Origin of the sequence: Streptomyces violaceorubidus, assembly GCF_000717995.1 — a bacterium.
In the GTDB taxonomy this organism is placed as follows: domain Bacteria; phylum Actinomycetota; class Actinomycetes; order Streptomycetales; family Streptomycetaceae; genus Streptomyces; species Streptomyces violaceorubidus.
Genome location: NZ_JODM01000057.1, coordinates 1 through 15,073, shown reverse-complemented (window position 1 = coordinate 15,073; position 15,073 = coordinate 1). Strand labels below are relative to the sequence as shown.

At 68.8% G+C, this 15,073-nt stretch carries 13 protein-coding genes; 4 read left to right on the top strand and 9 right to left on the bottom strand.

The annotated features are described in order from the left end of the window. The 9 genes from IE94_RS40685 to IE94_RS0133165 form a co-directional block, all read right to left on the bottom strand. Positions 1-181: hypothetical protein (locus IE94_RS40685; RefSeq protein ID WP_209441104.1), on the bottom strand; the 181-nt coding region annotated here is incomplete at its 3' end. Between the two features lie 90 nt (positions 182-271). Next, a complete protein-coding gene (locus tag IE94_RS0133200) occupies positions 272-1,540 on the bottom strand; it encodes an MFS transporter (protein WP_078606671.1) in 1,269 nt (422 codons plus the stop codon). Between the two features lie 35 nt (positions 1,541-1,575). Then, the gene (locus IE94_RS0133195; protein WP_030191859.1) at positions 1,576-1,818 is read right to left on the bottom strand and encodes an acyl carrier protein; all 243 of its coding nucleotides are present in this window, start codon (positions 1,816-1,818) and stop codon (positions 1,576-1,578) included. A 30-nt stretch (positions 1,819-1,848) separates the two neighbouring features. After that, the gene (locus tag IE94_RS0133190; RefSeq protein WP_167343997.1) at positions 1,849-2,688 is read right to left on the bottom strand and encodes a hypothetical protein; all 840 of its coding nucleotides are present in this window, start codon (positions 2,686-2,688) and stop codon (positions 1,849-1,851) included. A gap of 14 nt (positions 2,689-2,702) precedes the next feature. Further along, positions 2,703-3,851 carry an alpha/beta fold hydrolase gene (locus IE94_RS0133185; RefSeq protein WP_030191855.1) on the bottom strand — a complete coding sequence of 383 codons (1,149 nt, stop codon included), beginning with the start codon at positions 3,849-3,851 and terminating at the stop codon, positions 2,703-2,705. Beyond that, the gene (locus IE94_RS0133180) at positions 3,848-4,648 is read right to left on the bottom strand and encodes a TauD/TfdA family dioxygenase (RefSeq protein WP_030191853.1); all 801 of its coding nucleotides are present in this window, start codon (positions 4,646-4,648) and stop codon (positions 3,848-3,850) included. The genes IE94_RS0133185 and IE94_RS0133180 overlap by 4 nt, the downstream gene beginning before the upstream one ends. Then, on the bottom strand, positions 4,632-5,504 hold the full coding sequence (locus IE94_RS0133175) for a TauD/TfdA dioxygenase family protein (protein WP_051777843.1): 873 nt from the start codon (positions 5,502-5,504) through the stop codon (positions 4,632-4,634). The genes IE94_RS0133180 and IE94_RS0133175 overlap by 17 nt, the downstream gene beginning before the upstream one ends. A gap of 214 nt (positions 5,505-5,718) precedes the next feature. Then, on the bottom strand, positions 5,719-6,738 hold the full coding sequence (locus tag IE94_RS0133170) for a hypothetical protein (protein ID WP_030191849.1): 1,020 nt from the start codon (positions 6,736-6,738) through the stop codon (positions 5,719-5,721). A 10-nt stretch (positions 6,739-6,748) separates the two neighbouring features. Next, positions 6,749-7,612: a TauD/TfdA dioxygenase family protein gene (locus tag IE94_RS0133165; protein ID WP_051777841.1), complete on the bottom strand. Its 864-nt coding sequence runs from the start codon at positions 7,610-7,612 to the stop codon at positions 6,749-6,751. A gap of 922 nt (positions 7,613-8,534) precedes the next feature. Here IE94_RS0133165 and IE94_RS0133160 point away from each other — a divergent pair. The 4 genes from IE94_RS0133160 (at position 8,535) to IE94_RS0133145 (ending at position 14,717) form a co-directional block, all read left to right on the top strand. Next, positions 8,535-8,783 carry an acyl carrier protein gene (locus tag IE94_RS0133160; protein ID WP_157849421.1) on the top strand — a complete coding sequence of 83 codons (249 nt, stop codon included), beginning with the start codon at positions 8,535-8,537 and terminating at the stop codon, positions 8,781-8,783. An 87-nt stretch (positions 8,784-8,870) separates the two neighbouring features. Beyond that, the gene (locus IE94_RS0133155; RefSeq protein ID WP_030191844.1) at positions 8,871-9,770 is read left to right on the top strand and encodes a hypothetical protein; all 900 of its coding nucleotides are present in this window, start codon (positions 8,871-8,873) and stop codon (positions 9,768-9,770) included. A gap of 132 nt (positions 9,771-9,902) precedes the next feature. Beyond that, positions 9,903-11,489 carry an AMP-binding protein gene (locus IE94_RS0133150; protein ID WP_245235370.1) on the top strand — a complete coding sequence of 529 codons (1,587 nt, stop codon included), beginning with the start codon at positions 9,903-9,905 and terminating at the stop codon, positions 11,487-11,489. A 105-nt stretch (positions 11,490-11,594) separates the two neighbouring features. Continuing rightward, positions 11,595-14,717, top strand: coding sequence for a non-ribosomal peptide synthetase (locus IE94_RS0133145; RefSeq protein ID WP_037924396.1), 3,123 nt, complete (start codon positions 11,595-11,597; stop codon positions 14,715-14,717). Positions 14,718-15,073: the final 356 nt, after the last annotated feature.

The window sequence follows — 15,073 nt, the reverse complement described above, 5'->3', positions numbered from 1 at the left end:
GTGCCTGCACCGCGTCCGCCCCCTGCCCGAACCGGGGTGTCCCCTCCAAGGACGGGCCAGCACGGCACTCCGGACGAAACGTGATCACGCAACGGCCCCTGCCGGAGGAGCGGACCAGCGCGACCGCGTCGCGCTTGAACTCCTCCGAGTACCGCCTGCTGCGGTTGCTCTTGCTTCCCACCTGGCACTACTTCCTCTGGAACCTCACGTCCCAGTCTCCAGGTGTCCAACATCAAGGGGAAGCTTCAAGTCTGACGCTCAGGGAACTTGATCAAGCCCTGGCATTCGCCCGGGATTGTTCGGCCCAGCGTGTCACCGGCACGGCCGCACACCCCAGTGCCGCGAAGAAGAACCCCAGCGCGAACCATCCGTTGCGTCCGCCGTCGATGCACAGAAGGGTGAGAAACGCCGGCGCCGGTGAGTAGCCGAGCAGGCTTGTCCACAGGCTCTGCATGCCTTGGTATTGGCTCTGGGCATAAGCGGGTGCGAGTCCATATCCCACGGTGAACTGCCCTGAGGCATGCCACAGTTCACCAACCGTGTGGACGATGCAGCCCAGCACGACGAGCAGCAGGGCGGCCCAGCCCGGGACGGCAGAGACCAAGCCGAGTGCCGCGGAGCTGGTCAGGAAGAGCAACCCGGCTGTTCGAAACGCTGAACCCCCCTGCCTGATGGTCGTGACTCTTGCCCCGACCTTCATCTGGAGCAGGACGCACAGGGTGGCGTTGATGAGTAGACAGCAGGCCACGGACCAGCGTGGCGCGTGGGTGTGGCCCACGATCCATAGCGGCAACGGGATCAGCAGGACCTGGTACTGGATGGACATGAGGCCATTGATGATTGCCCATGCGTTGAAGGGGACGTCCCTGACGGAGCGACCCCAGCGTGCTTCCCGGCTCGGCCGGACGAGCGGCTGAAGATGCGGCAGGCGGTACAGGATCGCGGCGCTGATGAGAAAGGACGCCGCGTTCCCGGCGATCAGCACCTGATAGGCGAGGCGTGTGTCAGCCTGGATCGCGATGGCCGCCAGCAGGCCACCCACTGCGACTCCGGCATTCGTCGTCGCGCGCAACTTCGCCCGGTAGGCGGTGGCCCCCTCACCGCCGATGCGACGTATCAGTCCGCCCCGGACCGCGTTCGCACCCGTGTTGACCAGGAGATCGAATACGGCGATCAGCGTGAACGTGAGGAATCCGCGGACGAAGACGTAACCGACCATGGTGAGGCTCAGGAGCACGAGCAGGATCAGCTTGACCTCACGTGGCCCCCGGCGATCGGCTATCTCACCCAGCGGGACGCCTGCCAGGACACCGATGAGCCCGGCGAGCGTGAGCCCGAGGCCCACTCGCTCGGCGGGAAGGTGTACGACCCTCGTGAAATAGAGCACGGACGAGGTGAGGAACATCCCGCCGCCGATGGTGTCGACGAAAGTCGCCACCATGAGGATGCGCCGCGGCCCCGGTTCGGGCAGGACTTTTCGCAGGCTCCCGGACGGCCGTCCGGGCGGGGTCTCTTCCGGGTGGCCCACTTCCGTGCTCATCGTCGGAGTTCTCTCACGTGGAAATCGCTACCTGTCTACCGGTTCGCGGTACTGTCGAGTTTGCCTCGGTCCGCCACAAGGGCGGCCAGCTGATCAGGAGTGGGCGATCGGACCAGGTCGAGCAAGGAGATTTGTACGCCGTAGCGCTCCTCCAATTCCACGATCACCTGCCATGCGAGCAGCGAGTTCCCGCCGAACTCGAAGAAACTGTCGTCCGTTTCCATGTGATCGATGTCCAGTGTTCTGGCCATCAGCCTCATCATCTCGAACGGCGTCATTCGGTATGTCCTGTCCTCGGTGGTTGCCGGTCAAGTGGACTGTGTGGTCGGTGCGGACGAGCTGATGGGGCGTGCCGGGTTCTGCCACGTATGGGCCAGTACCGCATCGGCCAGTCCCGTCTCGTCCATGGGGGCTTCGGGCGGCACCGAATGACGGACGATGTCGTACGTCAGCAGACCGTCGTCGGGAACACAGGGCTCGGCGTCGGCCGTGACCAGGATCGTCGGGCGCGGACGGGTCGGCATCGGCCGCGCCCGGGCCGCACTGCCGGCCAGCACGAAGCTCAGCCAGGCGCGGTAGCGATCCATCAGTTCGTCGAGCGTGGGGCTCGTGGCATCCATGCCGGCCCGCTCTGCCATGAGGTGCAGGTCGTCCCGGAGGAGGCGCTGCATCTGCCGTAGGGCCTGATCGGGATCTGCCGCGAGTTCAGGAGCGGCGGACGGCTCACCGCTGAGATTGGCCCTGAGTTCCCCGAAAGACGTGCTCACAAACTGGGCGTCCGGCCAGGTCGGCTGCACCAGGAGTAGCCTTGTCGCCACTTGGTCGGCCAATCTGGCGGCGATGGTCCATGAGAGCGCGGCCGCACTGCAGTACCCGACGACCGTCAACCGGGGGCCGGCGGGTCCGCTCTTCAGCCACAGGTCCGCATACCCCTCCGCCAGCGCGTCCAGCGGCCAGTACGCGCTGTCGCGGGCCAGATCCGACACCGGATCGAGGCAGTACACGGGGTTGTCCTCCGTGCGATTGCCCAGCGTCTGACTCAACTGCCGAGCGGCCGAGAAGTCGATGAAATCCACGACCAGAACGGGCTCCGCGGATCCGGCCGAGAGCTGGTCGATCGTCAGTGGGAACCGACCGAACGACGTCATGGGCCTGATGCGTTTCACTGGCCTGTCAGCTCCGCTTGATATGGGTGGTCAACGGCATGGTCGGTGTCGGCCCGCTCCAGCTCTTCGGCGAGCAGACGTCCGAACTGCGCGAGACTGTCGCCCGAGGTGAGACCGTTGTGCGTCCCGGTGACCGGCCACACGACCGTGTCCCCGTCTACGTGGACCGCCCATTGCTCGGCCTTGCCCTCCGGGTCGGTGCCGTCGGACTGCTCCGGGTCGAGGGCGCTGACGTAGATGACGCGCCCTGCCAGTTTCTCCGTGGGGACGTATCTGCGTGAGAGTACGTAGTTCCATTTGTTCGCCTGGAACATACGCTCGAAGTGTTCGTCCGTCAGCAGCGCGTACGGACTGTTGAGCCGGTCCAGCTCTGCCTTGATTTCCGGCAGTACCTTGTCCTCCCACCGGCTCGCCTCGATGGGAGTGGTCTCGGCGAGTATGGACAGGAAGAGCTCGCGGAGCACCCGGTCCTGGTCGAAGTCGTCGGTCGGCGCTTCGTAGGGCACGTTCGGCGGCGGTGAACTGTCCAGCAGCACCACCGCGCCCACCTGCTGCCCCGCCCGCTGGAGCGAGGCGGCCATCTCGAAGGCCACACGGCCTCCGAAGGACCAGCCGAGCAGGTGGTACGGGCCGGTCGGCTGGAGGGCGGTGACCGACGAGAGGTAGTCGGCGGCCAGTTCCTCGACGGACTCCGGTCGGTAGGCGGGATCGGTCAGCACCCTCGCCTGCAACCCCACGACCGGTCGGTCAGGCAGGTGACGCAGCAGGCCGGCGTAACTCCAGCTCAGGCCGGTGGCGGGGTGCACACAGAACAGTGCCGGGCGGGAGCCGGGCCGACGCAGCGGCAGCAGCACGTCAAGCGCACTGGAGACACCACTGGGCAGCTCCAGCATCAGGGACAGCGCGGCCGGCGAGGGTGCGTCCAGCAACGCACGTATCGACAACTCGGCACCGAACGCTGCCCGCACCTTGAGTACGAGCTGGGTGGCGAGCAGGGAGTTGCCGCCCAGCTCGAAGAAGTCGTCCGAGACGCCGACGCTCTGCCGGTCGAGTACCTCGGCAAACAGACGGCAGAGCAGGTACTCCTGGGGTGAACCGGCCGCAGCCGACCCGGCGTGTTCCGGCGGCGCCGATGCTCCGGTCATCCGGCGCCCTCCTGCGGTCGGGTGTTCGTGCCGGCTCGTCCCGCAGTCGAACGGTTCAGGTTGAGCACGCCCTTGAGCAGGCATCGTGCACCCCAGAAGCCGTAACGTCCGTGCAGGACCCTTCGGTTGTGCAGGAAGACGGCGTCCCCCGGGGCCAGGCGCAGCGGCTGCACCAGGCCGCCATCCACGAGTTGCCGTTCGCAGAAGTCGGTGAACCGGTCGCACATGTCGATGACACCCGCCGCGTTGTCCTCGGCGACCCTGGTGCTGCTCCAGTTGAAGACGGGACCGTCGTCGTCATGACTGATGATCCGCCGGGACACGGACCGCTCTCCCTTGACGAACCTGACGTCCGTGCTGAGCAGGGCGTGCAGCAGGTCCGGGTCCGTGACTTCGAGATACTCGACGACGGTCGCACCGTCCACGGCGAAGGTCGCCCCGCCGAAGCGGGCGCTGGTGTGGCAGCGGAGGAAGAAGACGTCGAAGTCGACGTCGCTGTAGGCACCGTCGGTGTGCAACGGCATGCGGTCGTTGCCGTAGCGGTAGCGCGAACGGGTCTCCAGCTCGGGGTCGTAGCGGATGTCCAGCCAGCCGGCCGTGTCCAGTCTGCCGGTCACGGGGTCTTCGTCGCGGAAGTGGAACTCGCCGAGTCCGCCGGCGAGTTCCCGGTAGAAACTGTCGCCGTCGACGTCAGCCGTCCTGCGCAGTGTCACCACCTTGTGCCCAGCCAGCGCCGTGGCGACCGCTCCTACGGTGTCGCCGGCCGCCTGCTCCGCGACCTCAGTGAGAAAGCGCACGGACCTCACCCTCCTGCCATTCCCTGCTGGGAGTCATGCCGTCGCTGACCAGGACCCGGTGGATCTCGCGCCGCTGACCGTGGTAGTCGTTGAGCGCGTGGTGCTGGACGCAGCGGTTGTCGATGACGACGACAAGTCCCGGCTCCCACCGGACCCTGCCCACAAACCGTGGGTCGATGATCTGCTGGGACAGCTCGTCGATCAGCTCGGCCGCCTCCGTGTCGGGCAAGCCGACCACTCCCGTCATGTGACAGGCGCTGACATACAGTCCCTTGCGGCCGGTCAGGGGGTGGGTGCGGACCAGCGGGTGGCGGAAGACCTGGTCGGCGCGCTCCCCGTCGTCCACCCGTTGCACGTCGCCGATGGCGAAGCGGGGCCCGCCGCTGCCGTGCACCTTGGAGGCCGTGAATATCCCGTCCAGACCGTCGATCCGGTCCTTGACCTCACCGGGCAGCGCGTCATAGGCGGCGCACATGCTTGCCACCAGCGTGTCTCCACCGCCGCTCGGGATGTCCACGCCGCGCAGGACCGTGTAGGCCGGGGGGATTTCGTGGTATGGCGAGTCCGTGTGCCACACCCCGCCGAAGTTGCTGGTGGAGTCCTTCTCCTTGATGATCCGGAAGACACCGGGATGACCGTCCAGCGGCTTCCCGAACGGGTACGGTTCGATGTCCCCGAGCCGGGCCGCGAACGCGACGTGGGCATCGGGGTCGATGGCGTCCTGGCCCTCGATGCACACCACGTGCCGGTCCAGCAGGACCCGCATGATCTCGTCGAACTCGCCCGGCTTCAACTGGTCGAGCCGCACTCCGCTGATGCGGGCGCCGATCTCCGGCGCGATGGCGACACTGTCCACAATGACCTCCGTCTTCGTTGATCTGGCATGACTGTCCGGTCGCGGTGCGAGCACGACGCGCTCAAGGAAGTCCTCGCACGGCCGCAGCCCGGACGGCGCCGTGGTGGTGGTTCGTCCGCCCCACGGCACCGGCACGGCGGGCACGGGGTCCAGGGGGAGAGGCCACGGTCGGCAGGTCCTGGCGGGCGAGCGGGTCCGGGGCACTCCTGACTGCTCAGGTCCGCGGTTCGATCTGCCAGGTTCGGCCGACACCGCACTGTTGCGGCTTGGCCAGGCGCCTGCCGGACATCACTTCCTCGTGGGTGCGTACGGGGTCCTTCCGCCACGCCTCCAACTGGTCGAGGTCGAGGGCGGAGCGCCGCCGCGATTGCAGACCCGGATAGTCGGCGGGCACGGACGTGATGGTCGGCACCGGCAGGGCTTCGCCGTACAGGCGGCCGGCCCACAGGTCTCCGCTGTCATCGAGCACGCCGGCGCGATCACTGTCGATCAGCTCGGTCACTGCCAGGTGCGGCGGAAAACGCAGGCTGTTCTCGGCGCCCGGAAGGTCGTGCCGCACTATCCAGTCGACCAGTTCGTCCTGGCGTCGGTCGAGCCGCTCGTCGGCGTAGCGCGACGTCATCACCACCGGCACCGCGACGCCGCCCGCGTCCCGGTAGGAGAGCAGGCCCGCGAGGCGTTGGCGAAGCTGGCCGGGGGTGTCCATCGCACTCACCGACACCCTCAGTTCCGCGCCGACTTCCACCAGGCCCGCGAGCGTCCCGGGGTCGATCGTGCGAAAGTACTTGGTGACGAAGACCGTGCACCGCCCCGACTGCCGGACCAGTTCGGCCAGGGTCAGCGCCTTGGGCCAGTTCCACGAGGCGTCGCTGTTCCAGCCGTTGCGCAGGAAGCGCTGCTCCTCGGGAAGGGCGAGCAGGTCCTCGCGGAGCACGTCGGCGTCCAACCGGTTCTCCACCCGGGTGCCGAAGTCGTAGTCGGCGGCGAAGGCGCTGCGTGCTGCGAAGCAGCTTCCGTAGCAGATCTGCGCCGCGGGCAGGCAGCCCAGGTAGAGGTCGGAGGTGATGCTGTCGAAGGGCAACCCGCCACGGCGCCCCGCACGTATGGTGATGGGCTCTGGCACCCGCAGGGAACGCCCTTCCACCATGCCGGCCGAACTCTTCGATATCAGCATGCGGACGTCGTGCATCACCGACGGGTCGACCGGGGGGACCGCTGTGCGCTCTGCAGTCATGAGTGTCTCCTCACACCGCGCTCGGCGTCATGGGCGCGGACCGGGAAACCACTCGTCCCGAAGGTACGGCGAATATGTCCTGCGGCGCGAAGATCTTGGTGGCCTTCAGCCAGCGCCGACCCTGGAACTGCTCACGCCGGTGGAGCAGTTGCGCGTTGTCGTACAGAGCGAGATCACCGATCTCCCAGTCGTGGGCGTAGACGCGGGAGGGCTGGAGCAACCGGGTCAGCACCCTCTTCTTGAGCTCGGCCGACGCGTCGGTGTCCAGGCCGGTGAATCCCAGGGTGTTGTCACTGACGTAGGCGTAGCGTCGGCCCGAGGTACGGCCGGTCAGCAGCGCAGGGTGCGACACCTGTACCCGAGGCGCGTTGTCGTGGTTGGACGCCGGTTCGTACAGTGCTCGCCTCGCGGCGAGGTCGGCGACTGTGGCCTCGTCCAGTCCGGCCGACTCGACGTCGGTGGATACGAAGCTGGTCGCGCCGCCGGAGGAGGCCGGCGCCACGCAGTACAGCACGGCCAGTGTCGCGGGGTTCTCACGATGCTGCTGGTCGGAGTGCCAGTAGTCGGTGTCCGACCCCGGGAAGCCGATGGGATCTCCGTGCTCGTCACGGAGGTTGGAGAGGTAGCTGATTTCAGGAAAGTCCGGGGAAAGGCAGACCTTCCGGGAGGACTGCTCCAACGGGCCGATGCGTCGTGCCAGCGCGTGCAGGTCCGAGTCGTCCAGGCACTGGCGCCGGAACACCACGAGACCCGCCTCAGCGACCAGGCGCAGCGCCTCGTCCAGTTCCTCGGGTGAGCAGTCCTGCAGCGCCATGCCGGTGACCTGCACGCCGCTCGCGTCCTGCAGAGGTGTCACCTCGACGGATTTCTTCACTTGATCTTCCTCCAGAGCAGACAGTGGTGTCCGGGTCCGATGACGTCGGCCACCAGCCGCAACGACTCCGCAACTCGTGGTGGTGGAAGCCCGATCGGGCGAGGTGGGTCGGGTCCGGACCGTCCGTGCGGCAGCGAGCCGGCATCGGCCAAAACGATGGCGTACCGGTACCGGTACCGGTACCGGATTGCGGCCGACCCGGAGACGAATGGATTGCGACAGCGAAACTGACCGCCATCCACTCTCCAGGAAAGCAGCGCTGAATGCCCTTCTGTGCTGGGTTCGTTCTGATGGACGGAATGCGAGAGGGCGTTTCCCGGCGCCAATGCCAGTATCCCCGCAGTGATGGTGACTGACCGAGTGACAGTCGTCACACGTATCTCTCAGGCCACATACGTTGTCGCTCACACACACATGTTCATCTGTACGGACATCCCTGCCCTCCCGGGCATCTTCGAGGTCACGCGACGTCTGCCGCCCCAACTGGAACGCGGTCCGCAGCCGGACATGTCAGCCTCGGAATGGCTTGAAATCAACGTCAGACCGAAAGACGTACGCGTCACGTTCCCGTACGACTGACCAGCAGCCTCCTGCGCGGTCGCCGTTCTTCCGAGTGGCGGAGCGCCGGACGGGGACTTGGTCACCGGCCCTCTTCGCTGCCCGGGGACCAGGCGAGAGTCAGGTTGTGCGCCTCCGCGGCCCGCAGGTGTCTGAGCGGTCCAGAGCCCATACCGTGGACGGGTTCCGGCGCACACGTGGGCGGGTAGACAGGAGGGAAGGTGTGCCGATTTCGCGGAACGGCCGTGCTGGGGCCAGGGATTGTGGAACACTTCAGACACTGAGGAGTCGCTATTGAGTGTGAGAACGTGGAACCCTATGATCCTTTCGATCTCTCACTCACTATTTTCTTCCCTTATGCAATGTGGTGGAGACTTTCATGTCTGCTCAATCAGCCATTCGCTCCCATTGGTGCGAGGTGCTCGGCGTCGATGAGGCGCTACCCGAGGACAGTTTCTTCGAGCTGGGCGGACACTCGCTGCTCGCAGTCGAACTGATCCAGCGAATCGAGACCGACCTGGACATCGCCATCCCCGCCGACGTCCTGTTCCAGGAAGGCACCCTGGCGGCCCTGCTCGATGCGGCTGCCTCGGCGCACAGCGCGTCTCAGTGACCCGCGTCCGGTCCGGCGCCCGGGTGCTCCGACCCCGTCCCGGAGCCGCCGGCGCACCCTTCTGTAGGCACCTCGAGGCAGGAAGACATGAGAGTCGATGAACACCGGGCGGCCGTGCAAGCGGCGCCGCCCGATGCCCGTCGCAAGGCGGCGGCGACCGACGCCGTGAGCCCCGCCGCCGGGAACGCGGCGGCGTCCGCGGAACAGCCCGGTGACACGGTGGCAGGTACGGTCGACGAGGTCCGAAGCGCTGTGCAAACGGCCGGATCAGAGCCGACCGTCTTCACGGTCGACTACCCGGGGGCCCGCGCGGAACCCCATCTGGCGGAATTCGTCCGCGCGAACCTGCCCGGCCTCCGCCATGCCGAGCTGCCCCTGCCGAAGAGTCTGGACGCCGGCGACATCGTGGAGTGCCGACGGCTGGGCCACGCCGCGCTGGCCGGGGCCACTGGACCGGTCGTGCTCCTCGCCTACTGCTCGGGCGCCGCATGGGGCCGGTACCTGATCGGCACCCTCCCGCCGGGCGGCGAGGCACCGGCGTTCCTGAGCGTCAACGGCAGCACGCTGACGCAGCAGGAGTGGTTCGAGGAATTTGTTTCGCTGGCCGGAAGGTTCGCCCCCGCCGACGACCTGCGAGCGGTGGCCGCCGAGCAAGCTGTGACCGGGCTGGGCAGTGACCTCGAGAGCCGGTGTGCGGCGGCGCGGGACGTCCTCGCGGTGATGTGCCGGGAACTGGAGAAGGGGCTGGCGCAACGGCTGGGCCTGCCGCTGGGCCGGGCCGCCGTCGAGACACTCAAGGTGCAGTCGACCTGGCTGTCCTACCTGGGTGCCTGCGTGGTCGTCGGTACCGGGCCCGCGGAACCCGTACCGGGCGGCGAGCGCGCCTTGCCGGGGATCAGGCTGGACCAGGGCGCGAGGGTCGCCGACTGGTTGCGACTGCAGTTGGCGGCGCTCAGCGCGCCCGTAAGCGGGCGAGCCCATGGATGAGGCGTTCGCCAGGTGCACGCGGGAGGCGCACCGGCGACGACGCCCGTGCGCTCACTGTGCGCCGGGCGCCCGGCGGCATCCGGCGACCGGCGCGCGGGCCTGCTCCAAGCGGCAAGGAGAGGGGAAGCAGGCGTGAAGAGCAGGAAACCGGCTGAGCTGCCCGCGACGCTGTACGACCTCGTCGCGGACACCGCGCGCCGCTGTCCCGGGGCGATCGCCCTGGAGACTCCGGCCGACCCGCCGATGACCTACCGAGAACTGATCGGCGCGGCAGAGCTGCTGGGCCGGTTCATCGCGGCGGCCGTCGACGGCGAGGTTCCGGACCGGATCGGACTGCTCGCCTCCAAGAGCGCCCGCACCTACGCCGCCTACCTCGCGGTACTGGGACTCGGCGCCACCGTCGTCCCCCTCAGCGCCTCCGCCCCGCCGAAGCGAGTCCAGTCGGTCGCCCGCGCCGCCGGCCTGGACCTGATCCTGACCGCTGGGGGTAGGGCCGCTGACGTCCTGACCAACGGGAGCAGGGGGGCGGCCGAGGGTCTCCGAGCCGCAGCCGGGCCGCGCCTGCTGCCTATCCCGGACCCGCGAGATCTGGCGAAGCTCCCTCCGGCGCCCCGTCGCCCCGTGCAGGACACCGCGTACATCCTGTTCACCTCGGGCAGTACCGGCAAGCCCAAGGGTGTGCCGGTCTCGCATGCCAACGCGCTGAGTTTCGTCACGCACAACCTCAAGCGGTACGGCACGGGCCTCGGTGACCGCATGACACAGAATTTCGACCTCGCGTTCGACGTCTCCGTCTTCGACCTGTTCGTGGCTTGGGGTTCAGGGGCCGCTCTTGTCGCACCCGGCCCGCAGGACCTGCTGCATCCGGTCCGGTGGGTGAACAGACGGGCCATCACGCACTGGACATCGGTGCCCTCGGCCATTTCCAACGCGCTGGGCCTGCGTGAACTGCCCTCGGACAGCATGCCGACGCTACGGTTCAGCATCTTCCTCGGTGAGCAACTGACCGTGGAGCAGGCCGAGGCGTGGCGGCGGGCGGCCCCGCGCGGAGTGCTGGAGAACGCCTACGGTCCGACCGAGATGACCGTGTTCGTCAGCAGCTACCGGCTGCCCGACCGCGTGACGAACTGGCCCACCACCGCCAACCGTACGATTCCCGTCGGACGGGTCTACGACCATCTGGAGGCGGTCGTCGTCGCCGACGGGCGTGAAGCCGATGAGGGCGAACTCTGCGTCCGCGGCCCGCAGCGATTCGACGGTTACCTCGACCCACGTGACAACGCCGGCCGTTTCCTGACGCTGCGCCAGGGCCGCTTCGGTCCGGCCGGCGGCCCCCTACCAGGTCCCGCCGACTGGTACCGCACCGGAGACCTGGTGTCCCGCGACCAGGATGGCACGCTGACCCACCTCGGCCGACTCGACGCACAGGTCAAGATCCGTGGCCACCGCGTGGAACTCGCTGAGATCGAGGGCGCCCTGAGGCTCCAGCCCGACGTCGCGGACGCCGTGGTGCTGGCGCTGCCCGGCCACTTCGGGAGCCAGGATCTGGTCGCCTTCTACACCAGTGTGCCCGGCCACGGCACGGATTCCCGTGCTCTGCGGACTCACCTGGCCCGCACCCTGCCCGCCTACATGATCCCGCGCCGCTTCACCCTGCTCGACTCCCTACCACTGACCAGCAACGGCAAGGTGGACCGGATGGCCCTGCGGGATGCCTGACCGACCACGGGTCTCTCCGCTCTCCGGCACCGGTTTGGTCGGAATCTGTCCGGGCGGAGCGTGGTTCTGAGCTGACGATCATTTTCTGTAGACAGGTGACTGGTAATGCAGCCCCTTCACGACCGCACGGAGCGTTCCGTCGTCGGACCGCCGAGCGAAAGCCTCCACGGTTGTTTCTCGGCGATCGCCGCTGTCCGGCCCGACGCTCCGGCGCTGCTGCACCACGGCGAGCGGATTGGGTACGGCCTGCTCGACCGGGCCTCGAACGCGTACGCTGTCCGGCTGGCGGACCACGGCGTCGGCCGTGGCGACCTGGTGCCCCTGCGGCTGCCCCGCAGTCCTGAACTCGTCGCCGCCGTGCTGGCCGTGCTCAAGCTCGGGGCGGCCTACGCACTGATCGACGAAAGGTGGCCGGACGGCCGGGTCGCGGATGTGCTGACGCAGTTGGACGCCAGGGTGATGGTGGGCGCCCAGACACCACCCGTGACCGACGGCGGGGCCGATGGGCCGCCCGTCGGGCTGTGGACGCCGCCGACAGGCGGCCTGGCGTCCGTCGCCGCCGGCGCGCCCGGCTTCGTACCGGCCGAGGTGTCGGGCCACGAGTCGGCCTGCGTCTTCTTCACCTCCGGCACGACCGGACGGCCCAAGGGCGTGCTCTCCCCTCATCGGGCGACCACACGGCTGTTCCGGCCGGGCACCTTCGCGCGCTTCGGTCCCGGCACCGTGCTGCCGCAGGCCGCACCCATCCCGTGGGACGCCTACTCGCTCGAACTGTGGGCGGCCTTGCTCAACGGCGGTACGTCTCTCGTCGTGGAGGAGCCCTACCTGTCTCCGGCCGTGCTGCGCGCGGGCATCGAACAGTCCGGCGTCGACACCGTCTGGCTGACCGGCAGCCTCTTCAGCATGCTGATCGACGAGGACCCGACGTGCCTGCGCGGGCTGCGGCAGGTGATGACCGGCGGCGAACGGCTGTCCGTCCCGCACGTACGCGCGTTCCTCGCCGCTCACCCGGACACCACCCTGCTGAACGGCTACGGCCCGGTGGAAAGCACGGTGTTCGCCACTGTTCACCGTGTGGTCCGGCAGGACTGCGAACGGCCTGACGGCATCCCCGTCGGCCGGCCCGTTCCGGGCACCAGCGTTCACATCCTGGACGGCGCAAGGGTGTGCGGCACAGGGGAGCCGGGTGAGATCTGTGTCGCGGGGGACGGACTCGCTCTGGGCTACCTTGGCCGTCCCGAGCTGACGGCCGAGAAGTTCAGCACGGTCACCGTGGACGGCCGCCCCGTCCGCGTCTACCGCACCGGCGACCTCGGGCACCGGGACGAAGACGGCCTGCTCCACTACCACGGCCGGGCGGACCGCCAGGTGAAGATACGCGGGCACCGCCTCGAACCGGCGGAGGTGGAAGCCCAGATCGAGCGGTTGCTGCCCCAGGTGCGCCGCTGTGTGGTCCTCCCCCTGCGCGACGCGTCCGGCGCGTACCGGGCGCTGGCCGCGTTCTGCCGGCCGTACCGTTCTGGCGACCCGCTCGACGGGGCACTGCGGCAACTCGCGCCACACATGGTCCAGTATCACCTGCCCGCCCACCTTCTGACGGTCGAGGACTTCCCGCTGACGGCTAACGGCAAGCTCGACGAGGCCGCCCTGCTGGCGTTGCTCCCGCGGCGAGGCGGCCTCGCGGCGCCCGATGCTCCACCGGACTCACCCGGCGGTGAAACGCTGGGTGCCCTGGTGAGTCGTACCTTCGCTGCGGTTCTCGGTCTGCCGGACATCCCGCCCGCCACCGACTTCACTGCGCTCGGCGGCAGTTCGCTCGACGCGGGACGCGTCTGTGCCCGGCTCGCCGGACATCTCGGCCACCCGGTCCCGGTGTCCGCTCTGCTGCGCGGCCGCACCGCCGAGGCCCTGACCGGCTGGCTCCAGGTGCACGCGCGGTCCGGGCCGGGCATCCCGGACGGCCAGGAATCCGATGCCGTACCTCTGTCTCCCGCGCAACGCGGCTTTCTCGTCGCGCACCTTCGCCACCGCGACGGCCGGGACGCGCACTGCCTCACTGCCTGGGTCGTCGAAGGCGCCATGGACCGTGCCGCGCTCGGTGCGGCGGTCGCCGACGTGCACCACCGGCACGCCGCGCTGGCGTCCGCGTACCGGATCATCCGGGGCCGTGCCTTCGCCGTACCGGACCCGGCTCCAGCACCCGAGGTCACCGCTCTGACCGGCCACGCCACCGTGCAGGACGCCCTGGACTCGGTGCGGCGTGCCTTGGACGCGTCCCTCGACCCGGAACACGGGCGGCTGTGGCGTGCGGTGCTCGCTCCCGCGGGACCGGCCCGGTGGGTCCTGGGGTACGCCGTCCACCACATCGCGTTCGACGGCTGGTCCGAGGCCGTCCTCGCGGCGGACCTGGCGACCGCGTACAACGCCCGCCGAACAGGCCGTGAGCCCGCATGGCCTGCGGCCCTGTCCGCGGCACAAGTACACGGGCTGCGAGCCGCGCACCTTCACCGCGCCCCAACCGAGGCCCAGCGCGACGAGGTGGCCGCCCGGTTGCGCGGGGTGCCGGAGCTGCGCTTCCCGAGGGGTACGCAGGAGGCGGCAGCACCCCTGCTCCGCACCGAGATCGCACTGGAACCGGAGGTGGTTGCGGTGATGGACGCGCTCGGGGCGTCCACCGGTCAGACCCGTTTCGCGGTGCTCCTGTCCTGCTACGCCCGCGCTCTGGCCGCGACCACCGGCCAGGAGGACTTCGGTATCGGTGTGCCGGTGGCCCAGCGGTTCGATGCGCGGCTGGAGCGGACCGTCGGCTGCCACATCGGTACGGTCTGCGTACGCGTCACGCCCCGCCTGCTCGACGAAGACCCGGCCACGTCGGCGGTGGAGGCAGGGCGGCTGACACGCGAGGCCCTGGCATGCCAGGACATTGGCATCGACGAAATCGTTCGAGCGGTAGGTCCGCCCCGCTCCTCCCGGGCGCCGTTCTACCAGAACCTCTTCGTCCTCCAGGACAACGCGCCGCCCGTACTCGCGTTGGACGGCTGTACGACGCGACACCACCGACTGCCGTACCTCGATGTCCCGGCCGAGATCCAGGCAGAGGTGTGGCCCGGCCCGGACGGCGTCCTGCGCCTCGTCATCACCTCCGGCAGCGCGGCAGTCGCCCCGGCGGCCGCCCGCCGGCTTGCCACCGCTTTCGCAGACCTGATCACGGTCCTTCCCTCGGCGTGAGGGCCGAACCCGGCACGGCCACGCTCGGACCAACCCTTCGAAACTCGGGCAGCTCACACGTCTGAGCACATACAGCCGTCGGCGGCCGGGCCCTGGGGTCCTTCACAGAACTCGTGCGGGTCTTGTACTGCGCAGGGCCGCAGCGCACCTCTCGGCTCCGCCGGGCCCGGAGCCTCAGAGCGGGGTGACGCCGACAGCCTCCAGGCGCTTGCGCCTGCCGACGTCCATGCCGTGCACGGTAAAGCCGGGCAAGACCTCCGCCGGGCCTTCCGCGTCGTGCACCAGCTCGCGCAGCGCGGCGTAGTGCCACGGCTACTTCGGTGGGTGACGACGGGCTCCAGCCCTCGTCGATCTCC

Excerpts from the sequence above, each read along its gene's own strand:
- IE94_RS0133200 (WP_078606671.1), bottom strand. The coding sequence starts at position 1,540 with ATGAGCACGGAAGTGGGCCACCCGGAAGAGACCCCGCCCGGACGGCCG.
- IE94_RS0133195 (WP_030191859.1), bottom strand. The coding sequence starts at position 1,818 with ATGACGCCGTTCGAGATGATGAGGCTGATGGCCAGAACACTGGACATC.
- IE94_RS0133190 (WP_167343997.1), bottom strand. The coding sequence starts at position 2,688 with ATGACGTCGTTCGGTCGGTTCCCACTGACGATCGACCAGCTCTCGGCC.
- IE94_RS0133185 (WP_030191855.1), bottom strand. The coding sequence starts at position 3,851 with ATGACCGGAGCATCGGCGCCGCCGGAACACGCCGGGTCGGCTGCGGCC.
- IE94_RS0133170 (WP_030191849.1), bottom strand. The coding sequence starts at position 6,738 with ATGACTGCAGAGCGCACAGCGGTCCCCCCGGTCGACCCGTCGGTGATG.
- IE94_RS0133155 (WP_030191844.1), top strand. The coding sequence starts at position 8,871 with ATGAGAGTCGATGAACACCGGGCGGCCGTGCAAGCGGCGCCGCCCGAT.
- IE94_RS0133145 (WP_037924396.1), top strand. The coding sequence starts at position 11,595 with ATGCAGCCCCTTCACGACCGCACGGAGCGTTCCGTCGTCGGACCGCCG.